The organism is Gardnerella sp. DNF01159 (genome assembly GCF_049244215.1).
GTDB lineage: Bacteria > Actinomycetota > Actinomycetes > Actinomycetales > Bifidobacteriaceae > Bifidobacterium > Bifidobacterium swidsinskii.
In genome coordinates, this window is the sequence record NZ_CP058387.1 from 983,609 (window position 1) to 1,009,657 (window position 26,049).

At 40.2% G+C, this 26,049-nt stretch carries 15 protein-coding genes, 1 tRNA gene and 1 pseudogene; all 17 read right to left on the reverse strand.

The features are described from left to right. The 17 genes and pseudogenes from polA to rpsA all read right to left on the reverse strand — a co-directional run bounded on the left by polA (position 1) and on the right by rpsA (position 25,978). Positions 1-3,078 carry a DNA polymerase I gene (gene polA, locus HXT39_RS03860; protein ID WP_103013978.1) on the reverse strand — a complete coding sequence of 1,026 codons (3,078 nt, stop codon included), beginning with the start codon at positions 3,076-3,078 and terminating at the stop codon, positions 1-3. Between the two features lie 79 nt (positions 3,079-3,157). Continuing rightward, on the reverse strand, positions 3,158-3,946 hold the full coding sequence (locus tag HXT39_RS03865; protein WP_004111325.1) for an ANTAR domain-containing response regulator: 789 nt from the start codon (positions 3,944-3,946) through the stop codon (positions 3,158-3,160). Between the two features lie 232 nt (positions 3,947-4,178). Then, on the reverse strand, positions 4,179-5,264 hold the full coding sequence (gene menA, locus HXT39_RS03870; protein WP_033888750.1) for a 1,4-dihydroxy-2-naphthoate octaprenyltransferase: 1,086 nt from the start codon (positions 5,262-5,264) through the stop codon (positions 4,179-4,181). Between the two features lie 54 nt (positions 5,265-5,318). After that, positions 5,319-6,092 (reverse strand): energy-coupling factor transporter transmembrane component T family protein, encoded by a 774-nt coding sequence (locus HXT39_RS03875; RefSeq protein ID WP_004111322.1) that lies wholly within the window; start codon positions 6,090-6,092, stop codon positions 5,319-5,321. Between the two features lie 59 nt (positions 6,093-6,151). Beyond that, positions 6,152-8,035, reverse strand: a complete 1,884-nt coding sequence (locus HXT39_RS03880; protein WP_103013977.1) for an ABC transporter ATP-binding protein — start codon at positions 8,033-8,035, stop codon at positions 6,152-6,154. 202 nt (positions 8,036-8,237) lie between these two features. Beyond that, the gene (locus HXT39_RS03885) at positions 8,238-8,819 is read right to left on the reverse strand and encodes a tryptophan transporter (protein WP_012914058.1); all 582 of its coding nucleotides are present in this window, start codon (positions 8,817-8,819) and stop codon (positions 8,238-8,240) included. A 143-nt stretch (positions 8,820-8,962) separates the two neighbouring features. Beyond that, entirely contained in the window at positions 8,963-9,589 is a 627-nt protein-coding gene (locus tag HXT39_RS03890) for a hypothetical protein (protein ID WP_004111317.1), read from the reverse strand. 669 nt (positions 9,590-10,258) lie between these two features. Then, positions 10,259-15,961: a type I pullulanase gene (gene pulA / locus HXT39_RS03895; RefSeq protein ID WP_233186363.1), complete on the reverse strand. Its 5,703-nt coding sequence runs from the start codon at positions 15,959-15,961 to the stop codon at positions 10,259-10,261. Between the two features lie 220 nt (positions 15,962-16,181). Continuing rightward, positions 16,182-17,780, reverse strand: coding sequence for an alpha-amylase (locus tag HXT39_RS03900; protein WP_369827475.1), 1,599 nt, complete (start codon positions 17,778-17,780; stop codon positions 16,182-16,184). 224 nt (positions 17,781-18,004) lie between these two features. Beyond that, positions 18,005-18,078, reverse strand: a tRNA-Leu gene (locus HXT39_RS03905). Between the two features lie 233 nt (positions 18,079-18,311). Continuing rightward, the gene (pyk, locus tag HXT39_RS03910) at positions 18,312-19,751 is read right to left on the reverse strand and encodes a pyruvate kinase (RefSeq protein WP_103013975.1); all 1,440 of its coding nucleotides are present in this window, start codon (positions 19,749-19,751) and stop codon (positions 18,312-18,314) included. 235 nt (positions 19,752-19,986) lie between these two features. After that, positions 19,987-22,101, reverse strand: coding sequence for an excinuclease ABC subunit UvrB (gene uvrB / locus HXT39_RS03915; protein WP_103013974.1), 2,115 nt, complete (start codon positions 22,099-22,101; stop codon positions 19,987-19,989). 36 nt (positions 22,102-22,137) lie between these two features. Next, complete coding sequence (coaE, locus tag HXT39_RS03920; protein WP_103013973.1) at positions 22,138-22,842, reverse strand: dephospho-CoA kinase; 705 nt, start codon at positions 22,840-22,842, stop codon at positions 22,138-22,140. A gap of 69 nt (positions 22,843-22,911) precedes the next feature. Beyond that, positions 22,912-23,484, reverse strand: coding sequence for a TM2 domain-containing protein (locus HXT39_RS03925; RefSeq protein ID WP_199172890.1), 573 nt, complete (start codon positions 23,482-23,484; stop codon positions 22,912-22,914). A 224-nt stretch (positions 23,485-23,708) separates the two neighbouring features. Beyond that, positions 23,709-23,825, reverse strand: a pseudogene (locus HXT39_RS03930) (dephospho-CoA kinase); the annotation flags it as partial. A 70-nt stretch (positions 23,826-23,895) separates the two neighbouring features. Next, positions 23,896-24,225 (reverse strand): TM2 domain-containing protein, encoded by a 330-nt coding sequence (locus tag HXT39_RS03935; RefSeq protein ID WP_012914052.1) that lies wholly within the window; start codon positions 24,223-24,225, stop codon positions 23,896-23,898. Between the two features lie 250 nt (positions 24,226-24,475). Then, positions 24,476-25,978, reverse strand: coding sequence for a 30S ribosomal protein S1 (rpsA, locus tag HXT39_RS03940; RefSeq protein ID WP_103013972.1), 1,503 nt, complete (start codon positions 25,976-25,978; stop codon positions 24,476-24,478). Positions 25,979-26,049 lie beyond the last annotated feature (71 nt).

Sequence of the window (26,049 nt, forward strand, 5' to 3'; positions counted from 1 at the left end):
CTAATGCGCTGCTAGTTGCCAATCTACACCAACTCCAGTAGAAACATTAAGAGGAACGTCTAAATGCACAGCATTTTCCATAGCTTTACGCACAATATTTTCTACCTGCGCTTGCTCACCATGTGAAATTTCCAGAATCAATTCATCATGTATTTGCAATATTACGCGGCTGCGCACTTTTGCTTCACGCAATCCCAAATCAACACGAAGCATAGCAAGTTTCATAATATCTGCGGCAGTACCTTGTATTGGAGCATTAAGAGCTCCGCGCTCAGCAGCTTCACGAGATGCACGATTATTGGAAGAAAGTTGCGGGAAATACCTACGTCGACCAAACATAGTTTCTGTGTACCCAAGTTCTTTTGCCTTCGACACAAGAGATTCCAAATAGTCATGAACATTGCCAAAAGTATCAAAATACTTATTTTTTAACATTTCAGCTTCAGCCGGACTAATAGAAAGCTGTTTTGCCAGCCCATAAGTACTCAATCCATATGCCAATCCATAGCTCATAGCTTTTACGTGAGAACGTTGATCCGGACTTACTTGTTCAACAGGAATCTTATAAACTAAGCTAGCAACATATTTATGAAAATCTACGCCGGAACGGAATGCTTCGATAAGAGTTTTATCATGAGATGCATGGGCCATAATACGAAGCTCAACTTGTGAATAATCACAACTCATTAAATATTCAAATTCTTCTCCTGGAATAAAAGCAGCACGAATTTCACGACCAGCAGCATTCCTATTAGGAATATTTTGAAGATTAGGATCAGCAGAACTTAAACGACCAGTTGCTGCAATAGTCTGCTCAAAAGTTGTATGGATGCGCCTATCGTCATAATGAGCTGCATCAATTAAACTTTGCACAATCTGTTTCAATTTATTAGTTTCGCGATGTTTAAGTAAAGCACCCAAGAATTGACTTGCAGGTTCTTCGGGATCGAGTTTAACGTACATAGCTTGCAAAGCTTCGGCATTAGTCGTGTACGAGCCATTCTTTGTGCGACGAGTAGGTTTAAGACCAAAATGCTCAAAAAGTATTTGTTGCAACTGCTTAGGGCTTTGTAAATTAACAGAACTACCTGCAACTTTCCAAGCCATATTTTGCGCAAACTCAGCATCTGCAGAAAATTGCTTAAGCATACCACTTAAACGTTGCATATCGACTGCAGCACCGACGTCTTCCATGCCACGCAAAACTCGCGAAATAGGCATTTCCAAATCAGTCATCAAACCAGTTTGTTTCCTATCGTCAAGTGTTGAAGCAAAATGAAGAGCCAAAAGACGAATAAGAAGCGCAGTTTTCAAGAATTTTGCTTCACGTGCTTGAGTTTGCTTTTCATTAGTTTCTTCTTCACTAGATGACACTTCATTGTCAATAAGAAGATCAAGCTCACCTTGCTTAGCTTCATTTTCACCCAAATTATCTTCAACTGACTGAATATCTAAATAATGCTCAGCCATATTTTCTAAAGTCTCAGCTCGAAAATCTGGCTCCAATAAATATGATGCCAATCGAGTATCAAGAAGTGGAGTGCCAAATGAATTATTCGAATCGAATAATTTTAGCGATTTTAGCAATCCCAAATGCTTTTTATAGTCATGCAATACTGTTATTGAGGAATTTTTTTGCAAGAACTTTCGCAACATCTCAAGCAAAGCTTGATCTGACGATTGCAAATCAGTCGTATATAATATTGCAGCTTTATTAGCAATAAGAATTATTAAACAATCTGCAATCAACTCAAAATGATGTTTTGAATTCTTATTGCACTCATGAGCGTATATCACTACTTCTTGATTTTTCAGTATAGGTTCAGCACATTTACGAGAATTATTTATAATTTTTTCGGAATTTAATTCTTCAAAATTCTCTTCCTCAGAACTTACTTGATCGAAAGTATCTTCAGTATTTTTTGAATCTTTCTTTATTTTTGTATAAAGCAAAGAAGAAACTGAATTCTCCCAATCAATAAAGTCCTCTACAGTTTTAACATGATGTAAGTCAATGCCTGCTAGCATTTCTTGAAAATTTTCTGCGTCAATATTTGATTGAGCACTTTGAGCTAGCTTATCGTCATTAACGTCACCTTCATACGTAGACGAAAACATTATACGCATATTATTTTCGATAGATTGTTGCATACCGTTGCTAAAAGTTTTGAGAATCTTTCTCTTTTTTAATTCGCCAAATTCAAGTTGAGACAGCAAGATTCCTAATTTTGCAGCATCAACATCACCAAAGCACAAATCATCTACAGTTACGCCTAAATCCAAATCGCAAACTAAAGCATTAACTTTACGGTTTAAACGAACTTGATCAATATTTTCTCTTAAAGCTTCTCCCTTTTTACCGCTAATCTCATTCGAATGTTCAATAATATTTTCTAGGCTGCCGAATTGATTAATCCATTTAGCAGCGTACCCATCTCCAACACCTGGAACTCCTGGAATATTATCTGCAGTTTCTCCTCTTAACGCTGCTAAATCAGGATATTGCTTAGGCGTAACATGATATTTTTCATAAACAGCATTCTTATCCATTTCTTTTAAGTCTTTAAAATGCTGTCCTGGATATAAAACAGTAATATTGTCATCTATCAGTTGGAATGCATCACGATCGCCAGAAAGTACTAAAGTTCTATAACCGGCATTCGAACCCATTACTGCAAGAGTGCCAATAACATCATCACCTTCATAACCGGGTTTCTCAATATAAGTGACACCAAGAGCTTTAAGCATCTGTTGAATGATAGGAAGCTGCGAAAGAAGCTCCTGTGGAGCAGCATCACGAGTACCTTTATATTGAGGCAGCATAGTATTTCTAAAAGTTCCACCTTTAACGTCAAAAGCAATAGCTAAGCGGTCAGGCTTCTCTTTTTTTACAACCTGTGAAAGCATAGTAATAAATCCCCAAATGGAATTTGTTGCTTGCCCAGAGCGAGTAGAAAAATTATCCGCAGATATTGCAAAAAAAGCACGGAACGCAAGAGAATGGCCATCGACAACCAACAACGTTCCTTTCTCATTCTTAAGTTCCGAAGAATGTTCTTCAACGATGTCGGTATTCACTGTTGACTACTCACCCACGTTCCGTAAATTACTAATAAATAACTATGCACTTATATAAAAATGAATAAATATAACCCTACTAATTTTCAGATGAAGATTCTACTTTATCATCGCTATACTTTGCAATAATAGCCATTGCAAGACGCTTCTTAGGGATACGCTGATCCATAGAAGTTTTTTGAATCCAGCGGAAAGCACCCTGCTCAGAGAATCCAGCCTTATCCATAAGAAGACCTTTAGCACGGTCTACAAGCTTACGTTCTTCTAAAGTATCTTCAGCTTTCTTCAACTTTTCTTCTGTTTTCTTCAACTGATCTTCAGCATCGTGTAACTTGTTTTCTGCACGCTCAACACTATCTAATAAATCGTTGATTTCACTAAAGCGACCCATAGCAACTTCCAAAGCAGGAAGAAGTTTAGATTCTTCATATGGCTTAGTAACGTACGCCATCGCTCCAGCACCAGTTGCTTGTTTTACTAAATCTGACTGTGAAAAAGCAGTGAGCATTACTACAGGAGCAATATTCTCATCACAGATTGTTGCAGCGGCAGTAATGCCATCCATAACAGGCATCTTAACATCCATGCATACAACATCTGGATGATTTTCACGAGTCAACTCAATAGCTTCTTGACCGTTAGCAGCCTGACCTATAACTTGATATCCGTTATCTTCAAGCATTGCAACTAAATCCATACGATTAACTGATTCATCTTCTGCAACTACTACAGTACGAATATGATTGGCCTTTTTTTCTTTAGCTTCTCGCTGAACAGCTTCATCATCTGCAGCTTTGCGCAGCTCATCATCAGTAAGTACCTCAGGCATTGCTGGCTCTGTCCCTTCATTTTCATCCATACCTGGCATATCCAAAACCTCACTTCATTGCCACACATTCACAGGGCAACATCGCCATGCATCTTTAACATGGCGTTCGCGCAACGGCACACTCACAAACACTAGCGAAAATTGCGCATCATAACACAATCTGCAAGTCATTAAAATACCGCATGCGCACCATGTTCGTGTCAATTAATAATATCATAAGAATTGCAAGACGCGCGAACAAGCACATACAATTAGCACTATTTTGCTTATTTTATATAATCGCAGATAATAATACAGCCAACGCACCAAGTATTGCCTGAGCAACGCACATAGGAAAAGCATCCTTATAGTCACCCATAAGCACACATTTAGTAAATTTATAGGCTTTAATAATAATAACCAACAATAAAATCCACTGAAAAGTAGCAAAAAATAAATGCCACGAAGAATTGCATACAATTGCACTAAAACTGAGGAAAATTTCAACACTATAAAAGCGCCATATTGACGGCACTGCTGAAGGTAACGCAATAATCAAAACAGAATATGCAATCAAAAGAACAGCAGAAACAATGCTCATAGCAGCACATAAACGTCTGCCATTGCGCTCGCCAATTTTAACCATAGCAGTTATTTTTCCATGTTCTTTATCGCTTTTAATATCTCGAAGATTGTTTACCATCATTAAGCAAGCCGAATAAGCACCAGGAATGCAAGATATTAGCACACAAGCCAAAATCCTTTGCCTGTTATTGATAAATATGCTAGTTTCTGGAATACCAATTCCATATGTAATTGCGCATAACGAACCAATAAAAGGAACAGGGCCGAAAAATACAAACGCACTTACTTCTCCCCAACCCTTATAACCGTAAGGATGTTTACCTCCTGCATAAAACCATGCTGCAGCAAAGCACGCAATTCCAAGTAAAATAAACCAATATATTCCAGTTCGCAAAACAATAATCAAACCAAAAATACAAGAAATAAAAGCAGAAATTATTACGGCTTTAAGCACAGATTTCGCGGAAATTCCAGCATTTGCAAGGCGCCAAGATACATCGCACAAAGGTTTTGAATTATTGCTACTTAAAGCACGCAAACTACGATTCTCATCCAAGCCATTCAATCCGTCACAATAATCATTGGCATAATTGACGGCGATTTGTATAAACGCAGCAACCATGCAGCACAAGAAAAATTGTATAAAACATTGCTCTAGATGCATAACTGGTTCTTCAAAATACGAAAATCGTATCATTCTAAATGAAACCGCAAACGCCATAACAACAGGAACTAAGCCTATTGGAAGCGTGTAAATTCTTGCACCCTTAAGCCAAATTTTTACACTTTTCATCAAAAGCCTCATAAATTATTTATGATTTATTTATTTATGATTTACACAAATATTTTATACTAAATTTGGCAAAAAGATTGAAGTGCATATTGGTAAAGCAATAATAAGTGCAGAAATAACTAGAGACAAGAATCCACGCCATCCGAATGGGTATTTGTAATACGAAGACTTGCGTGTGCGCAAATAAAAACCGCGCTCTTCCGCTGCTAGTGCAGAACTATCTGCTTTACGCACTGAAGAAACCAAAAGAGGCACAATAAGAGGCATCATAAGTTTTAATTTTTTAAATGGATTTTTACTATCGTATTCAACTCCGCGAGCCATTTGAGCTTCTGTGATTTGAGACATTTCTTGCGCAAAAATAGGCACAAAACGAACCGCAGTAGTTATAGTAAAAGCGTAACAATATGGAATATGCAAATATTGGACTACAGCATTTGCAAGATCGTTTAATTTAGTTACTGTTAGTACGGTAACAAGAGGAAAAGCAAAGCAGAACAATCTCAAAGCAGCTTTTGCACCAATATCAATGCCGTGCAATGTGAACCACAAGAAAATATAGTTGCCACTTTGAGCAATAACAGTCTGCAGCAAAAACATTACGCAAGAAATTATTAACATAGCTTTAATAAGACCAGATAATGTTTTAACAACACGAGTAAAAGCCATGCCAATAAAAATAATAGCTGCAAGCGCAATAAGCGCGGAATACTGTTTAGCAATAAACACGCTTATTACAACACTCGTAGCAAGAATTAGTTTTGCAATAGGATTAGTGCGATGAAGAAAAGTGTTACCTGGCTGGTAAGTTAATAATCTCGTTTTCATAAATATCAGACGCCTTTACTTCTACTTTTATTTGCTACTTTTATTTGCTATTGCTTCTGTTAATTCTGCTGATTCTGTACAGTCTGTTTTGTGATTTTTTCGCCGCGCAACGCTTCTACTAATTCTTCGCGCACATACAAGCCATTGCACTTATTAAATCCATGCGCAACCAAGCCTTGAGAAACGGAACACAATAATGGTGGATACAATGCTGCAGCAGAGCACACTTCCGGTTTTTCAAACACATCGTACGCTGAACCATCAATAATAAGCTTTCCATCATTAATTGTTATAAGTCGAGTTGCATAATCAAGCACAACTTCCATATCGTGACAAACCATAATCACGCAACAACCGTTTTTTCTTAAACGCTCTACAACTTGCATAATTCTCATGCATTCCTTGTAATCAAGACCGCAAGTTGGCTCGTCAAGAAGAAGAATCTTAGGATTTGTTACAACTGTTGCAGCTAAAGCAACCATTTGACGCTGGCCACGAGAGAGCATAAACGGGCTAGCTTCAGAATCCAGCTCCAACTCATCAATAATTTCCATTGCGTGAGCTTTAGCTTCGTCCTCATTCTGACCAATCAAAATACAGCTTAAAGTAACTTCTTCAAGTACCGTTTCTTTGCATAATTGTCGGTCAGGATTTTGAAATAAGGTAGATACATATTTTGCTATTTGACTAATACGAAGAGACTTAGTGTCAACGCCATCAATTGTTACGTTGCCTTCTGTTGGTTTTAATAAACCATTAATAATTTTGGTAATAGTTGTTTTGCCAGCACCATTTCTACCAACAAGAGTTACGAGCTCTCCAGCGTAAGCTTCAAAAGACACGTTTTTTAGCGCACTAACGCCACTTTGATACAAAAAACTGACGTTTTTAAGCGAAAGACATGGTGAATCGTTTTTCGATTTATTTTGTGCGTAAGATTGTGTAGAGACTTGCGATTCGTGTGAAAAGTCGCAAGCAAGCGCCGATTTATTTGAATCGCATTCACGATTATCAAATTCACTATGTGAATCAACATGTGAAGTCAAAGATTTTTCACTATTAATCGTATTAACAATAGTATTTACTGTATCTTCTACAGACACAGGCAAATCGCTTTTAGAGCAAATATTCTCACGCTGTAAATCATTAACCAAATGCGTAGTACGCGGATAATTTATTCCAATAGAATAAAGCAAATCCATATTTTTCAACGCTTGGCTAACAGGCAAATCAAGCGACAAAATGCCATTAGAAAGCACAACTAAACGCTTGCAATACTCGCTTAAAAGCGCAACTTTTTGCTCAATTACAACAACCGTTATTCCAAAATTCTTATTCAAATCTTTAAGAATCGAAAAAATCATTTTAGAAGAAACAGGATCTAAAGCGCACGTCGGCTCATCTAACACCATAACTTTAGGCTTTAGCGCAAGAATAGCAGCAATTGCAACCTTCTGCTTTTGACCTCCAGACAAAGTGTCTAAATCACGGTTACGCAAATCACTAATGCCAACAATTTGCAAAGCTTCATCTATTCGACTTGGTATTTCGCTATGCGCAACGCCAAAATTTTCTAAGCCAAAAAGAATCTCATCTTCAACATTTGCGGCAACCATTTGCGCATCAATATCTTGAATAACAGATCCAACCAAGCAAGCAATGTTAGTTAAAGCAAGATTGTTAGTGTCTTGACCCGCAATCTTAACGCTTCCTAAAAGTTCGCCAGAATAATGATGCGGAATCGCGCCAGAAAAAAGCGAAGCAAGAGTTGTTTTTCCAGAGCCAGAAGGACCAATAATTCCCACAAATTCGCCAGATTCTACGCTAAGACTTACATCTTTTAGTGCAAAAGTGGAATCTTGTGCCTCTGAAGAGTCTAAAGAATCATCTTTATTCCGATTCACATACTTAAAAGACACATCTTTTAGCTCAAGCAAAGGCACAATAATTCCTAACTCTTAGAAACCTAACAATTACAATTACTAATGATATCTTACGATTATATTTATTCTGCGATTATATTCTTTGATGATTATATGACTTGCTGCATATTATCCAGCACAAACTATTCAACAAAATCATCAAATACATATTATCCAAAATACATATCATCTAAAATAAATCATCCAAAACAAATTCAAACACTTACTTATGCAGAACGAGTCGAATTGGGGTGTAAAGCACTTCAACAACAACAGCATTAAACACAGCAGTTCCAAAAATGATTGGAAGCATAACAAAAATCGTCTTAGGAGAATGAAGAACAAAGAAAGATGCAGTAGAAGCAAATATTAAACCAGAAACAACTGTAGTTATAAAAGTTGCTATAAGTGGGAAAATACTGAACTTTCTAGCAGCATCCTTAGGGAAAACGCGAACATAAGCCATAATCATCAAAGTCATAACAATCGCTGCCGGAATATCGCAAACATAATTAAGACCAGGAATAGATGCGTTAAATTGCATCAAAGTTGCAGCCAAAGCACCAATAATCGCGCCCTGAATAACATTTGGACGAACAAGCAAGATTGCAAGACAGAATGATGCGATTAAAAAGTTTGGTTTAATGTTTCCAATTGAAAGTGCTTTTGCAGCAGTAAAGTCAAGAATACATCCTGCTGCAAAAAGAACTGCAACCAACACTAAAGACGTAATATCTAAAGCATGCTTTTTAATGCTTACAGCATTAATCATGCTATCTGCATGTTCGCTAATTTCCTGATTCATAATCTTCTCCTTCATAATGCGATAATCAAATTTTAATTATCGACTTTTGATATTTATTTATGCTTACTTACATTCATTTATGTTTGTTTATATTTGTTTGCGTTTATTCAAGTTAATTTATTTACTTATTCTTCAATGTTGTTTTACTTGTGCAAAACAAGTCGAATTGGAGCGTAAAGCACTTCAACAACAACTGCATTAAATACTGCAGTTCCCAAAATAATTGGCAACATAACCATTACCATATTTGGAGAGTGAAGAATAAAGAAAGCTGCAATAAGAGCAAAAATGCAACCGGAAATTACTGTAGTAATGAAAGTAGCAATAAATGGGAATACGCTTACTTTACGAGCTGCATCCTTTGGGAACACGCGAATATAACCAATTAATATTGCAGTCATAATGATTGCAGCTGGAATATCACAAGCATACTCAAGGAACGGAATCGAAGTATTAAATTGAATTAACGTTGCAGCCAAAGCACCAATAATAGCACCCTGGTAAATCTTCGGTCTAACAAGCAAAATCGACAAGCAGAATGAAGCAATAACGAACTCAGGCTGAATATTTCCAATAGAAAGAGACTTTGCAACAGTAAAGTCAAGAATGCATCCTGCAGCAAAAAGCACTGCAACTAACACCAGTGAAGTAATATCTAATGCGTGATTCTTAACTTTCACATTTTGCATCATTGCAGCTGCAGCATCTGTAGTTGCGTTTGCACCATTGTTGTAAGCTTCCTTAACGGTTTCGTTAATTTCTTGAGCCATGATTTCTCTCCTTGTTTAAGCTTCATATTATTTGAATACAAAGCTATCGAATATTTTGTTGTTATTTGTGATTTGTGATTTGGTTATTTTTTAAAATTTAAGCTTATATACAAAAAGACCTCCGGGCTTACCCCGGAGGTCTTTTATAAGCTTTTATACGCAGCTTCTAAAACTTCAGAGTAAACTCACACCAAAGAGAAGACTGCCACCACCACATACGAGCAGCGTTAAGAGCATTGTGAGATTCAGCATTCATGTTCATGTTACGCATGATAACTGCCTCCTTAAGCTCATTAGCTGACTGTGGCTCACACACAAACCTCAACCGAAGTATTCGATATTTATTTGTGTTGGAAATGATGCTAACACTGCAAAAGTACAAATGCAAATATTGATTCGTAAAATATAATCATATTTTCAAAAATATAAGCAAAACATTACTTTTTAAAAATCTCCTATAAACCATTCTTACATAAGGAAAACAGCTACTATAATTTTAAAAAACGCCCGAAATTATTCAAAGCAAAAAATTTCTAAAAATAAGCGCAACACGCAAGCAAAAATAAAAAATGAGGGTAATAGCTTAGCAATTGCTACTACCCTCATTTTTTATTAAAACCTCAGTACTTAATCACAAAACACAAAATTATGCGAAAAGCACTTTGGATTTTAATAATTGCAAGACAGATGCTTAGAACGCCTTACTTTAATCAAGAAAGCACCTGCAACAGGCAACAATATTGCAATAATAAATGCGATTTGCGCTACACTACTGCCTGTTGAACTTAACGCATGAACATTCTTCTTAACAGCATTATTTACTACTGTTATTTCAGTCCAAGCAACTTGATTACCTTTTTCGTCAACCAAAACAACCGTATGCTTTCCGGTATATCCAGCTGGGAACTGAGCATCAAATTGAGGCTTGCCATTAACCATGCGAACAGTCACAAACTTTGAACCATCAGCACCCTTAAGCAAGCGTGGAGATGAATAGATATACGCGTAAGCATAAACTACTCCATCACGCTGCAAACGCTCGGTGAACTCTTTGTTTACAACATTAATTCTCACACTGTTAACAACACCTGCAGTTGCAACGTTATTGTTACCAACGCTAAGAGTTCCCTTTAATTCTGGATTAAGCTGCTGAACTGTTTTCGGAGCAACAGGTACAGGAGTAGATTCTGCTGGCTTAGCTGGAGCTGGTTTAGCAGAATCAGCTGGAGCCGGCTTTTCTGTTTTTTCCGACGGAACTGGCTTTTCCGACGGAACAGAAGGCTTAGACGGCTTTGATTGTTCACTGGACTCAGACGGAGTCGGCTTCGGAGCAGGAGCAGGAACTTGCTGATGCTCACCAGGTTTTGGAGCTGGAGCTGGCTTTGTGCCAGGCTGATCAGGTTTTGGCTTCTCAGGCTTCTTACTAGGATCCTCACCAGGCTTTGGCTTTTCACCAGGCTTTTCACCAGGCTCAGACGGATTCTCAGGCTGTTTGCCAGGCTCATCACCAGGCTTTGCATCCGGAGGAATTGGCTTAGATTCCTTATCTTTACTAAGCAATACTGCTGTAGAAACAGGAGCAATCTTGTATGTGCCATCATCAGCAACAGTTGCGTCTTGAGCAGTATCATTCACTTTGCCATTAGCAACAAGTGCAGAATACTTTCCTGCTGGAATCTTTACTTGAGTTTCAGCATTATTAGCATTGAACACTACAACATATTGCTTATCTGCATCGTTAAGTGTGTAAGCAATTACACCATCAGGAGTGCCATCAATCATCTTCATGTTCTTGTTAATTGTTGCATAATCAAAATCACGAAGAGATTTAATGCTCTTGCGTAGCTTCAACAATCCCTTGAAATAGTTCACGGAATCAGACTTGTCAGCAGCACGATTCCAATCAAGAGCATTGTCTTTATCGCCAGCATTGTAACTATTATCGTTACCATTCTTAGTTCGCAAGAATTCCTGACCAAGCTGAATAAACGGCATGCCGCGCGAAAGCAAAATCATTGAATTTGCAAGCTTTACTCTCTTCAATCGTACGTCTTCAGTGTCGTTAGGAGCAGAGACCTTTAGCTTATCGTACAACGACAAGTTATCGTGAGCTTCAACATACTGAACAATTTGACCTGCATCAGCAAAGTGCGTTTCAGCATTACCATTCCAGCACTTAACAGTACTACTCGTGCCAAATTGGCAACCAAGCAAATTATGCTCAAGCAAAGCCTTAACACCTTTATCTGTATTGCCATTGACAAAACCAGTACCCTTAGCAGCAAACACAGAACCTTTTACAGAATCGCGGAATGAATCGTTAAAGAACGCTACTCCTGGAATCTTATAAGCATTTGGTTGAATAGTAGACTCGCTCTTAGGAAGCAGTTCATTCATATCCCAGCCTTCACCAAGCACAATAATTGAAGGATCAATCTTATTAAGCTCAGCACGCACTTCTTGCATAGTCTTCAGGTCAATTAAGCCCATCAAATCAAATCGGAAGCCGTCGAGGTTGTAATGCGTAGCCCAATACTTCACAGAATCCAAAATATACTTGCGCATCATTTGACGTTCAGACGCAGTATCGTTACCGCATCCAGAATTACCATTCAGAGCACCATCCTTATAGCGGAAGTAGTATCCAGGAACTGTCTTGTTAAACGAATGATTTTGTGCGTTGTAAACATGGTTGTAAACAACATCCATAATCACGCGCAAACCAGCCTTATGAAGGCCAGCAATCATTTGCTTAGCTTCCTGAACTCGCGTTGTTGGATTGGCAGGATTTGTAGAGTAAGATCCTTCAGGAACATTGTAGTTTTGCGGATCATAACCCCAGTTTTGAGCGCCTTGCTTTCCATAGCTCAAGTCACCAGTTTCATTCACAGAACCAAAATCATACATTGGCATGATTTGTACGTGAGTGACACCAAGCGACTTCAAATAATCAAAGCCAGAAACATTCTGCTTATCTTTAGTCTTAGTGCCTTCTTCTACTACGCCAAGATACTTGCCACGATGAGCATCGCTAATACCAGAGTTTGGATTGATCGAAAAGTCACGAACATCCATTTCTGCAATTGTTGCGTCACTTGGATTCGTAAACTTTGGCATACGATTTCCAGCACTGCCTGCGTCTTTATCTGCTAATACAACAGAACGCTCACCGTTTACTACTGCAGCTTTCGCATAAGGATCAGCAGAAACATTCACTGTGCCATCAGCAAAATGAACTTCATATGCGTAAGCTGTATTAGCTTTGTCACCTTCAAGCTTTACAGACCATACGCCACGATCTTCTGCTTTCATAGCTGTTTCTTTGTCTTTTTCAGCTTTTTCAGCAGTCGACTTATAAGTAATCAGCTTTACTTCAGTTGCTGTTGGAGCCCAAAGCTTGAAAGTAGTTGAAGAAGCAGAATACACAGCACCTAAATCATCACCATTGTACGCGTATTTCTTATCGAACTCATCGGTACGAATTACGCTAGCACCAGTTTTTGAGGAAGCAGAAAGCTTAATACCTGTAGCTAATCCTTTAATACTCAACTCATACTTATGCTTAATATTAAGGTCATTCTTGGTTTCGATAGTAATCTCTGAACCATTAGCTTTAGCAGAAGCAATTTCAACTTTCTTGCTAGGATTTTCACTAGTATCCAAAAGTGTTACGTCAGAATCTTTTACAGAAGACACGTCACCAGACACTTTTACAACTAACTTCTTTAAGCCAGCAATATCAGCAGACATCACGTGAGCTGTAAGTTGTGGCATAGTAGCGTTTAAGTACACTGTCATGTCATCTTGCATTAACCAGACTTCAGCACTACCCTTGTTTGGATTATTTGCATCTAGCTTAATCGCATTGTTTGGAATACTGCGATTGCTAGGATCTTGTTGATCCCAAGCGTTAATTGGCGTAGATTTTCTAACTTTGAAGCCAACACTGTCAATACCAGCATCATTCTTAGCAGTAAAGGTTGCAACTTTGCCATAATCGTCATGCGAAGTGAAGTAACGAGCAGTACCACCGGTTCCGTCATTCCAAGTCCACATGTTCCAGCCTTCATAATCGCCAGCATTCCTGCGATAATGAACTGTTACCTTTAGCTCTTTTGGCTTCTTCTTAAGGTTGTCTGGAGCAGCAAACTGCGTAGTATCCGATCCGCCTGTTACCCAAGCTTCAGCAAGACCACTTGCGCAGTTTTCAATAGCACGATCGCCACCGTCTTTATTCCAATCTTTTGTAGTAGTAATAAAGGAAAGTGACTTGTTTTCAAAAGAACCATCAACCGTAGTTTCAAAAACTTTTCCGAATTTATCAGTGCCATTAAATTTATGCCAAGCTCCAGGTAAATCTTTACCATCCTTGTCTTTGCCCCACAAATAAACGCCAATATCGCGAGTATCACCAGCTTTTGGCTTGTAGTGGATACGAACAGTAGTCTTTGGATTATATGCTACTGGGCAAGGATTTACTCCAACGCTACCCTTGTGATCTTGAGCTACATACGAATCAGTGTGAGCTGGAATCTTAAAGTTATTATTATCTCCTTCGTGATACCAGTAACCTTTGCCATCGTTAAACACTGCTTCATAAACTTTGCCATTGGTTCTAATTGTCTTCTTATACCAACTATCGCAAGCCTTTTGCATCTCATCGCCAGGAGCTTGAGTCCAGCTTGAGCCTATACCGTAGTGAACATATACTTTTTTACCGTTAAACTTTTCATCTGGCTTAAAGTAAATGGTCGTTGTAGGATCTTCTGGCATACCTGCATCAGGCTTTTCTTCACCATATTTAGGATCAGATGGATCAGCGGCAGAGCCTTTTGGATGATTAGCTTTTGTTGCATCAACGTGCAATGCTACTGCTTCGCGAGCGCCAATCTTGGTCTTAACTTCACCTTTTTCAACTTTAACAGTCTTAGAGCAGTCTCCTGCAGCATACACATTGCAGTACTCACCATCAGGCAAATCAGTCTTATAAGAAACTTCTTTTTCGTCAAGCGAATTGTTGATTGCTAAGAAGCCCTTGCCTTCACGGCTAAAAGCAATGTTGTTATCGCCATCATCCTGCCAATCAGTGACTTTCGCACCTTGAACAGCATTGTAGAATCCAACCATGCCGCGGATTGATGTCCAACGTTGAGCGCACTGCCAATTGGAATCCTTACCACAAGTTACATCTGGAACAGACGCATCAGTTGCACCAGGCGCACCTTCATCATGAGCATCGAACTTGTATCCTGAATACACGTTTGGAGTGCCGTATGGCCACGCGAGCATGAACGTGTTTGCTAAAGCGTAACGCCGACCATCCTTATACGTAAGCACGCTGTTACCGCGCTCAGTATCCCAATTCGTAACGAAAATAGCAGCTTTATCGCTTTCAACCATTCCGTCTTGAATTTTGTTCAACGGCTTGCTTGCCTTCATCAGCGAGCCTTTAAAGTTTTGCTTAAGCTGGTAAGAGTAGCCAAATTCGTTGACTTCGCCTTCGCTTAAATGTGCAGCCGGCTGAATTTGTGCAGCTTCTGAAGAGTTACCAATAGTTTCCTGCATCCACCAGATGTCATGAATCTTTTTGCTATCTTCAACACTTTCGTTGTATTGCCTTATAGCAGAAGCTTTAATACCTCTCATATCATCTGGCGAAATATGCTTTACAGCATCCACACGGAAACCTACAACGCCAAGTTTCAACAAATCTGCAAAATACTTACCTAAAACTTGCTGAACATGCGGCTTAGAAGTATCCAAATCAAGCAAACCAACAAGTCTGTGAGTCCAAACTTCTTCAGCATTCGTGTAATCTTTAATATTTTCAGTGCTCTTATGGAAATCATCCTTAGTGTATCCAGCGTCTTCAAAAGTCTGCGAAGCAGCATCATACTTACTACCACCAACGCCAACAGTATCCTTATTATCAACGCCAGCCATGTGATTAATCACAGCATCAGCAATAATCCCAACGCCCTTTGCCTTGCAAGTAGTAATCATATTCTTAAACTCAGATTCAGTGCCAAGTTTAGAATTTAATTTGTAGCTCACAGGCTGGTAAGAAGTCCACCACGCTGTACCTTTAATATGATCCTGCGGCGGAGACACCTGCACATACTTCACACCTTCAGGACCATAAGTTTGCTCACATTCCTTAGCAATACTTTTCCAATTCTGCTGGAATGCAGTAACAATAACTCCCTTACCTTTAAGAGTTACATTAGTAGAAGTTTCTTTGCTATTGGCAGACCCCCCCCCGGCAGTATTTTCAGCATTTGCACTACTGGTAACAGCAAAACCAGTTACAAGCATTGCAACAGACGCAACAATAGAAACAATCTTCGATGCAAGATGTCTATGACGAGTCATCATTATCCTTTCCTCCATTGGTATTAACGCGCTTCTTCCTTGGATGCATTAATAGCCTTAATACACAAGCGATGGCTAGCACAACCATGATGCTAACCATCGCCCATAATGTGTATAATCAGCGGAGAAAATTGTATCATTCAAACACTACAATACCAATTTATTTACAATCAGTACCTGCTTTCAGCTTATTTATTAAAATCAGCTTACTTGTTAGAATCTAATTTTTACCAGAACCTAACTTTTTATTAGAATCAGCCTTGTTCTTGCACAGAATCAGCACTAATTCAATCAACAGAACAACGAAAACAACTACAATCATCAACACTGTAGTCAGCACAGAAGTACTTCCAAAATGCTCTACAGCCTTAACATGCAAAGCAATAGCAGAATAAGCTGGAATAGTTGTCTCTACTTTCCCACCATTTACAGTAACTGTGCTAAAGCATTTACGTGAAGCATACACGTTGCAATACTCACCATCAGGCAAATCAGTTTTATAACTCACATTTTTAGGCTTGTCAGTATTGTTAATCGCCAAGAATCCCTTGTTTTCGCGACTAAAAGCAATGTTATTATCGTTGTCATCTTGCCATTGAGTCACTTTCGTGCCCTTAACAGCATTGTAGAATCCAATCATTCCACGAATCGAAGTCCAACGCTGAGCGCATTGCCACTTTGAATTCTTGCCGCACTTTACATCTGGAATGTGCGTATCAGTTGCACCAGGAGCACCATCATCGCGCTGCGTGAACTTATATCCAGAATAAATATTTGGTGTTCCATAAGGATAAGCAAGCATAAAAGCATTAGCTAACTCGTACTTTGCTCCATCCTTATAAGTGAGAACTCGAGTCGAATTGTCACGCTCAGTATCCCAGTTAGTCACAAAAATAGCGGCTTTCTTATTAGGAATAAGCTGATCTGTAATATGAGACAAATTCTCAATTGAACCATAGAAATAATTACGCAAGCGATACGAGTATTCAAACTCATCTACTTCGCCTGTACCAACATATTGATCCGGCTGAATTTTAGGATCTTGTTCAGGGAAACCAATTGTTTCTTGCATCCACCAAATATTTTCAGGCTTCATTCCAGCAGCCTTAGCAGCAGCTTCTTTAATACCTTTTACATCCTCAGGACACATATGTTTTGCGGCATCAACTCTAAAGCCTGTAACACCCATTTTTAGCAATTTTGCAAAATAGTTACCAAGAATTTTTTGTACATGAGGCTTAGAAGTATCCAAATCAAGCAAACCAACTAAACGATAATTCCAAACGACTTGCGCATCTTTATATGTGTAAATATCTTTATCTATTTGGTGAAAATCATCTTTTGTGTAACCAGCATCCGGATAGCTTTGATTTGCCGCATCATACTTACTACCGCCAACACCTACAGTATCTTTATTGCTATCACCGGTTGTGTGATTAATTACAGCATCAACAACAACTCCAACACCAGCAGCCTTGCAAGTAATAATCATATTTTTAAACTCGTCTTCAGTGCCAAGCTTTGAATTTAGATTGTAACTAACTGGCTGGTAAGAAGTCCACCACGCTGTACCTTTAATATGATCCTGCGGCGGCGAAACCTGTACATAACTCACACCCTCAGGACCATAAGTTTGCTTACACTCTTTTGCAATACTTTTCCAATTTTGCTGAAAAGCAGTAACAATCACACCTTTTGGCGGAAGACCGTCTGTTGATTTAGTTGAAGCAAATGCCGAAGAGTTTGGGACAATAGCAAAAATACACATTAATACTGTTGCTACAGCAGCAATTGCAGCAATTGCAGTAAAAGAGCACATTACATTGCGCTTGTAATTATCGATTAATTCGCAAGCATAATTACTTTTTTTACGCTCACTTACTTGCAATTGTGCACTGTGGATCATCGTTGTTCCTTTCACATACGTACAGCACTTTTCATTGTGCGAGAATACTTTTATTATTATACGCTCATTGTTTATGTACAAAACATTAAAATACAAAATAAAAACGTCGCCTAGCAAGCTAAGCGACGTCGTGCACGTGCCCCCGGTGAGACTCGAACTCACACTGCACAGATTTTGAGGCTGTTTCCTCTACCAATTGGGATACAGGGGCATTTTTAATTTTCCGCATTTTTTTGCGACTTGTTGACTATAGCACACTTTAAGCCACATGCAAATAGTTAAAGCGTTTTGCGCGTGTCGCAAATCAACAATATTGATCATACATAACATAATGCGCGCAAACTGCAAAAACAGCTAGCGCGCATTATGCAAACTATACTACTGCGCAAATGCACTTAAACTAGAAGAACTAGCGTATTAGTACAAGAACGCAGAATCAAGCAATTAGTCGCAAGCACCGACGGTGTGAACGTAGATGGAGTCAGTGCGACCAGCCTGGCGTTCACCCTGAGCAGTGCTCAAGATAACAATCTGATCACCATCGGAAACCTTACCGGCTTCACGAAGAACCTTGTCGGTGAAGATCATCAAATCGTGACGATTCATGTCATGGTAATCTTCATCAATCAAGAAGCCTTCAGTGCCCCAGCTCAAAGCCAACCAACGATAAGTGTGCTCATTGTTAGTCAAGCCAAAGATTGGAGCGGTTGGGCGTTCACGAGAAATACGATGAACTGTGCGACCAGTCTGAGTGTAAGCAACAATAGCCTTAGCATTAAGCTTATCTGCCAAGTCAACAGCTGCAGAAGAAACAGCACCGGTGCTAGACATATCAAGCTCAACAGCAGGAATGCGATCATAGCCGTGCTCAGTTGCGTACTGAGAAATACGGGACATGGTCTTTACGGTAACATCTGGGTACTTACCAACAGCAGTTTCGTTAGAAGTCATTGTTGCGTCAGCACCGTCGAGAACAGCATTAGCGCAGTCAGAAGCTTCTGCACGGGTTGGAACTGGAGAGTTAACCATTGTGCCAAGAACTTCAGTAGCAACGATAACTGGCTTTGCATAGCGACGAGAAAGCTCGATGCAACGCTTGGTGACCAGTGGAACCTCTTCGAGAGGCATTTCAACAGCCATATCACCACGAGCAACCATAATGCCATCGAAGGTCTTAACAATCTCTTCCAAGTTTTCAACAGCCTGTGGCTTTTCAATCTTGGCGACGATTGGAATACGACGACCTTCTTCGTCCATGATTTCGTGAGCGCGATCAATATCGGTAGCGAAACGCACGAAGGACATAGCAATAATGTCAGCGCCGGTGCGAATAGCCCAACGAAGATCAGCCTCATCCTTTTCAGTCAAAGCTGGAAGAGAAACTGCAACACCTGGGAGGTTAATGCCCTTGTGGCTGGAAACTGGACCAGCAACAATAACCTTAGTGTGAACGTCGTTGCCTTCTACCTTGGTTACCTCAAGACGAACCTTACCGTCATCGATAAGGATTGGGTCGCCTGCGTGGCAATCTCCTGGCAAGCCCTTAAAAGTTGTAGAAGTGCGGTGCTCGTCACCTTCAACATCATCAGTAGTGATGATGAACTCCTGACCTTCTTCCAAATAAACCTTATCTTCGCCTTCAGCGTTCTTCTCGAACCAGCCGCAGCGAATCTTTGGACCTTGCAAATCAACAAGAGCAGCAACATTGCGGCCAGTGGACTTGGAAGCTGCACGAACGTTGTTGTAAACGCGCAAATGATCTTCAGGAGTGCCGTGAGAACGGTTCAAACGAGCAACATCCATACCGGCTTCAACAAGCTTGGTAATACCTTCCAAGGATTCGGTAGCTGGACCAATAGTATCAACGATTTTGGCTTTACGCATAATGCCTACCTATTTTCTATTTCTGTTTATTTTTTATGAGCGATTTAATGATAGAAACCATAAAACGCCCAATTCCGCTTTCCAGTGTATCAACGTATTGTGACCGCTTATTGTATTTATTCGGCGTTTTGTGAACGCTCACAAAAAATAACATAAAATCGCAGAAAATACTTGTATAACGCTCAGATAATGCTTGAACAATAGTTGAATAATAATTGAGAATAATAGTTATTTTCTAACTTTGAGCATCGCTTATTTGACGCAACTCTTTCTTTAGATCGCGTATCTCGTCGCGCAAACGCGCTGCAAGCTCGAATTGCAACTGCTCTGCAGCAACATGCATCTGCTCATTCAAATTTTTAATCAACGACATAATATCGTCTTGCGGCAACTCAGAAACATTCGCCATACGCTTTTCTTTGCTTTGCTGCCCAAGATTTGGCTCTTTTGGCACGCCATAATGCGAGTTCCCAGCCTTATTAGCATTCCTGTAACCGCCTGCTAGCAAAGTTTGAGTATCAACATCCTCTTTAGCAAGCATGTCGTTCACATCACTAATCTTCTTTCGCAAAGGCTTAGGATCAATTCCATGAGCCTTGTTATACGCGATTTGCTTTTCACGACGGCGCTCTGTCTCGCTAATCGCCTTGCTCATAGCATCAGTAACAGTATCCGCATACATAAGAACAGTTCCAGAAACGTTACGAGCAGCACGACCAATCGTCTGAATAAGCGAACGGTAAGATCTTAAGAAACCTTCCTTATCTGCATCCAAAATCGCAACAAGCGAAACTTCCGGCAAATCCAAACCCTCACGAAGTAAATTAATGCCAACAATCACGTCAATTTTTCCTTCGCGAAGCTCGCGCAAAAGCTCCACTCTGCGCAAAGTATCAACATCCGAATGCAAATACTCAACTTTAATACCAAGCTCAAGGAAGTAATCAGTTAAGTCTTCCGCCATTTTCTTCGTAAGCGTAGTAACAAGAACGCGCTCATCTTTTGCTACTCGCGCCTTGATTTCCGCAAGCAAATCGTCAACCTGCCCTTCCACAGGTCGAACCTCAATCTTAGGGTCAAGCAAGCCAGTTGGGCGAATAATCTGCTCAACTACGCCATCCGAAAGCCCAAGCTCGTAATCTCCAGGCGTTGCAGAAAGATACACAGTTTGACCAACATGCTCCAAAAATTCTTTCCACTTTAACGGGCGATTATCCATTGCAGAAGGCAGCCTAAAGCCATGCTCTACAAGCGTTCTTTTGCGCGAAGCGTCGCCTTCATACATGGCTCCAATTTGCGGAACTGTTACATGTGACTCGTCTAAAACAAGCAAAAAGTCATCTGGGAAAAAGTCAAGCAAAGTATGCGGAGGCGTGCCAGCTGCACGGCCGTCAAAATGCCTAGAATAATTTTCCACTCCTTGGCACACTCCAACCTGGCGGAGCATCTCCAAATCATACGTAGTTCGCATCTCTAAACGCTGAGCTTCCAGCAATTTATTTTGCTTTTTAAGCTGCGCTACTCTTTCATCACGCTCTTTTTCAATCGCCTTTAACGCGCACTCCATGCGCTCAGGTCCTGCAATATAGTGAGATGCTGGGAAAATATGAACGCTACTCTCCTGGCGAATTACTTCCCCCGTAAGCGGATGCAACATGGTAATTCTGTCAATTTCGTCGCCAAAGAACTCAATTCTCACAGCTAATTCTTCGTACACTGGAATAATCTCGACTGTGTCACCTCGCACTCTAAAAGTTCCGCGCGTAAACGCAATATCGTTGCGCTTGTATTGCATGCTCACAAATTGGCGTAATAAATCGTCTCGCTCAAGCTGATCACCAACGCTTAGCATAAGCATTCGCTCGGCATACTCCTCTGGAGTACCAAGGCCGTAAATGCAAGAAACAGTAGCCACAACAACGCAATCCCGTCGAGTAAGTAAATTTGCTGTAGCTGCGTGACGAAGACGCTCAACATCGTCGTTAATATTCGAGTCTTTTTCAATATACGTGTCTGTTTGCGGAATATACGCTTCTGGCTGGTAGTAATCGTAGTAAGACACAAAATAGCTCACAGCATTATCTGGCATAAGCTCACGAAACTCTGCGCAAAGCTGAGCTGCCAAAGTTTTATTCGGCTCAATAATAAGGGTAGGCCTTTGCAAACGCTCAATAAGCCAAGCGGTTGTAGCGGTTTTACCAGTTCCTGTAGCACCCATTAAAACAACGTCGTTTTCGCCGTTTTCAATGCGATTAGCCAGCTCGTCGATTGCTTGCGGCTGATCTCCTGAAGGCTTGTATGGCGCTTTTACTACAAAAGGCTTGTTTGTGCGCTGAATTTTATTCGACATGTATTTACTTCCCCAGTTTTTTACTTCCCCAGTTTTTTACTTCCCCAGTTTCGTCATTTCAGCACTTTTATTGTTTGCGTCACACAACCATGATTTTAGCGTATTGTCAACACTGTTAAGCATCGATTCCATTGGTTTAGTGGAATCAACTACAAAATCTGCGATATTTTTTCGCATTTTACTAGGAAGCTGACTATTTATGCGCGCCAAAGCCTGATCCTCAGTCATATTTCGCTCGCTTATCATTCGTTTAACGCGAATTTCTTGAGGCGCTTCAACAGTAATAATATGGTCAAAACTAAATGGAATGCTGTCGATTACTTGCGCAAGGAGCGGAATATCGTGCACAATAACTGAATTTATACTGTCCAACACGTTGCGATTTTCCTTAGAAATTTTACTAATATACTCGCTTTCATACTTGCTTTCTAAGAGCTTTGCGCAATCATAAATAGCAGGATGAATAAGCGACTCAAGCTTCTTACGATTTGCACAACTCTCATCGGAGTACCCAAAAACATGCTTTGCAATAAACTCGCGATTTAAAGAGCCATCATTCAAAACGACATTCTCCCCAAAAATGCTTACGATTTGCTGAAATACGTAACCTCCTGGCTTCACAACCTCGCGCGATAAAACATCGTAATCTATAACAAAAGCGCCAAGCGAACGCAAATGATTTACTACTGTAGATTTTCCGGCAGCAATTCCGCCCGTTACCGCAATACGCATTATTGTCATATATAAATTATAAGTAATGCCCCAGTAACTAATTACCGGAGCATTATACGCTAAATAATAATTGTAAAATTAGTCTTGAAGTTCAGCTCCATCGGCATCCTTATGCCACTTAGAACCAGGCTGAGAGCAAAGGATGCAAATTCCTTCAATAAATGCCCAAATTCCAGAAACAAAAGCCAGCAAGCCGAAAGAAAGAATAGAAATAAGCAGCTGAGCAACAGCCTTGCCTTTAAAACCAAGATAGAAATTGTGCACACCCAAAGCACCCAAGAAAATGGCTAACAGGCCTGCAGCAATCTTGTTACGAGAGCTTCTGTATGTGTTTGATGAATAATTAGACCCATAGTTAGAGTATGAAGATGCTTGATTGTACTGAGGAGTAGACTGAGAGTACTGACCATATTGCGGCTGAGCATTGTATTGCGGCTGAGCATATGAATTCTGATCATACTGAGTCTGACCATACTGTGGCTGAGCATTGTACTGAGACTGAGCACCGTACTGAGATTGGTTGTTATATTGTGGCTGAGCCTGGTTATACTGCTGGGACTGATCATTGTACTGTGGCTGTCCGTACTGAGTCTGTCCGTCAGAGCCGGAGTAATCTCCAGTTTGATTCTCTAAATCACTCACAATAATCACACTTTCTCTCGTAAGAAATTTATTTTCTTAAAAACTGTATAATAAAAAATTAATAAATCAAAGCGTTATTACTAAAGATATTAAAAGATGCCCCGATGATTACTCACCGAGGGCATCTTATTTATAAGCTTTTAGTAGAAAAATACTTCTTTTCGCTCAAAAGCTGTTCACACAAAGCTGCGAGCTGATCGGAATCAGCTAAAGCACCTTCGATAGAAGTTTCATTCACGCGCTAAAACATCGTAATCTATAGCAAACGCGCCAAGGGAACGCAAATGATTTACTACTGTAGATTTTCCAGCTGCAATTCCGCCCTTTACCGCAATCCGCATCATTGTCATATATGAATTATAAATAATGCCCCAGCAAATAATTACCAGGGCATTGTTTATTAACAATAATTATAAAACACTAATCCTTTAACTCGGCACCATCAGCATCTTTGTGCCACTTACTTCCAGGCTTTGAGCAAAGAATCAAAATACCCTCAACCAATGCCCATATTCCCGTAATAATCAACAGGAACCCAAAGGAAAGAACAGAAATAAGCAGCTGTGCAATCGCCTTTCCTTTAAAACCAAGGTAAAAATTGTGAATACCCAATGTGCCTAAGAAAATCGCTAGCAAACCTGCAACAATTTTCTTGCGCGAGCTTACTAAAGTTGCTTTAGTGTTCTCCTCACTATTTCCATCGTACGAAGGGAACTGAGCATTTTGCTGGTTGTTTTCCAAAGTGTTCATATTTTAACCATCCTTTTAGTAAATACGATTAGTAAATACGATTGACGTTTTACATCATATAATCACGATTATTAAAAGAAAATTGATTGTACCTATATTTAATTACAAAACTTGAGTTATAAAATACTTGTCAAATATACTCAAGATACTCGTAAAACATTATGAACAACAATACGCAAGATGCCCCCGATGATTAGTCACCGAGGGCATCTTACTGTTTTATTTACAAGCTTCTAGTAGAAAGTAGAAACTACTTCTTTTCGTTCAAAAGCTGTTCACGCAAAGCTGCGAGCTGATCGGAATCAGCTAAAGCACCTTCACTAGTTGCTTCAGAAGAATAGTTGGAAGCAACTTCTTCCTTCTTTTCTTCCTTAGCTGGCTTCTTTTCAGCTTCTTCGCTCTGACCGTCAGCAGCAGCAGATTCAGCTGCAGCCGCAAGTTCCTTAGCAGCGAATGCCTTGTGCTCTTCCCAAAGCTGGTGTGCTGCAGCATACTGAGCTTCCCACTCTTCGCGCTGCTGCTCGTAACCGACCATCCATTCGTTAGTGTTTGGATCGAAGCCTTCTGGGTACTTGTAGTTGCCTTCAGCATCATATTCAGCTGGCATACCGTAGAGAGCTGGATCAAAATCTTCAGAATTTGGATCTACAGCTTCAGTAGCTTGCTTCAAGGAGAGGGAGATGCGACGACGATCGAGATCAACGTCGATAACCTTCACGAATACTTCTTCGCCACCCTTAACAACAGTTTCTGGGTTCTCTACGTGACGGTTTGCAAGCTCAGAAATGTGAACCAAGCCCTCAATGCCATCTTCAACGGAGATGAACACACCGAACTGAACAATCTTTGTGACCTTGCCCTTAACTACCTGTCCAGGAACATGAGTGCGAGCGAAGCGCTGCCATGGATCTTCCTGAGTTGCCTTAAGGGAAAGGGAAATACGTTCGCGATCGAGATCAACGTCGAGAACTTCAACGGTAACCTTATCGCCAACCTTAACAACCTCAGATGGGTGATCGATGTGCTTCCAAGAAAGCTCAGACACGTGAATGAGACCGTCAACTCCGCCGAGATCAACAAACGCACCGAAGTTTACGATAGAAGACACAACGCCTTCGCGAATCTGACCCTTCTTAAGCTGCGAGAGGAAGGTCTCGCGAACTTCGGACTGGGTTTCCTCAAGGAACTGGCGACGAGAAAGCACAACATTGTTGCGGTTCTTATCGAGCTCGAGAATCTTAGCCTTAATCTTCTGGCCAATGTATGGAGAAAGATCGCGCACGCGACGCATCTCAACCAAGGAAGCTGGCAAGAAGCCGCGAAGACCGATATCAACAATCAAGCCGCCCTTAACAGCTTCAATAACGGTACCTTCAACGATACCGTCTGCACCCTTAATCTTCTCGATGTCACCCCAAGCACGCTCATACTGTGCACGCTTCTTGGAGAGAATAAGACGTCCTTCCTTGTCTTCCTTAGTTACAACAAGGGCTTCAATGGTGTCGCCAACCTCGACAACATCATCTGGATCAACGTCTTTTTTGATGGAAAGTTCACGGGAAGGAATTACACCTTCAGTTTTGTAGCCGATGTCCAGCAATACTTCGTCGTGATCAATCTTTACGACTGTACCTTCAACTAAATCACCATCATCAAAATTCTTGATGGTTGAATCGACTGCCTTGATGAAGTCTTCTTCGGTGCCAATATCATTAATCGCAACCTTGGCGACTTCGTTATTATTCTCTGCCATTAGTTATTAGTGGTTTCTTCTTGGGGTGGATATTACTCGATATTTAATTATGTATTTATGCTACGTGTGCA

What these genes read in the sequence shown, in the direction of transcription:
- HXT39_RS03935 (WP_012914052.1), bottom strand. Translation starts at nt 24,225, where the DNA reads ATGAACACTTTGGAAAACAACCAGCAAAATGCTCAGTTCCCTTCGTAC.
- HXT39_RS03865 (WP_004111325.1), bottom strand. Translation starts at nt 3,946, where the DNA reads ATGCCAGGTATGGATGAAAATGAAGGGACAGAGCCAGCAATGCCTGAG.
- uvrB (WP_103013974.1), bottom strand. Translation starts at nt 22,101, where the DNA reads ATGTCGAATAAAATTCAGCGCACAAACAAGCCTTTTGTAGTAAAAGCG.
- HXT39_RS03890 (WP_004111317.1), bottom strand. Translation starts at nt 9,589, where the DNA reads ATGGCTCAAGAAATTAACGAAACCGTTAAGGAAGCTTACAACAATGGT.
- menA (WP_033888750.1), bottom strand. Translation starts at nt 5,264, where the DNA reads ATGAAAAGTGTAAAAATTTGGCTTAAGGGTGCAAGAATTTACACGCTT.
- pulA (WP_233186363.1), bottom strand. Translation starts at nt 15,961, where the DNA reads ATGACTCGTCATAGACATCTTGCATCGAAGATTGTTTCTATTGTTGCG.
- coaE (WP_103013973.1), bottom strand. Translation starts at nt 22,842, where the DNA reads ATGACAATAATGCGTATTGCGGTAACGGGCGGAATTGCTGCCGGAAAA.
- pyk (WP_103013975.1), bottom strand. Translation starts at nt 19,751, where the DNA reads ATGCGTAAAGCCAAAATCGTTGATACTATTGGTCCAGCTACCGAATCC.
- rpsA (WP_103013972.1), bottom strand. Translation starts at nt 25,978, where the DNA reads ATGGCAGAGAATAATAACGAAGTCGCCAAGGTTGCGATTAATGATATT.
- HXT39_RS03875 (WP_004111322.1), bottom strand. Translation starts at nt 6,092, where the DNA reads ATGAAAACGAGATTATTAACTTACCAGCCAGGTAACACTTTTCTTCAT.
- HXT39_RS03885 (WP_012914058.1), bottom strand. Translation starts at nt 8,819, where the DNA reads ATGAATCAGGAAATTAGCGAACATGCAGATAGCATGATTAATGCTGTA.
- HXT39_RS03900 (WP_369827475.1), bottom strand. Translation starts at nt 17,780, where the DNA reads ATGTGCTCTTTTACTGCAATTGCTGCAATTGCTGCTGTAGCAACAGTA.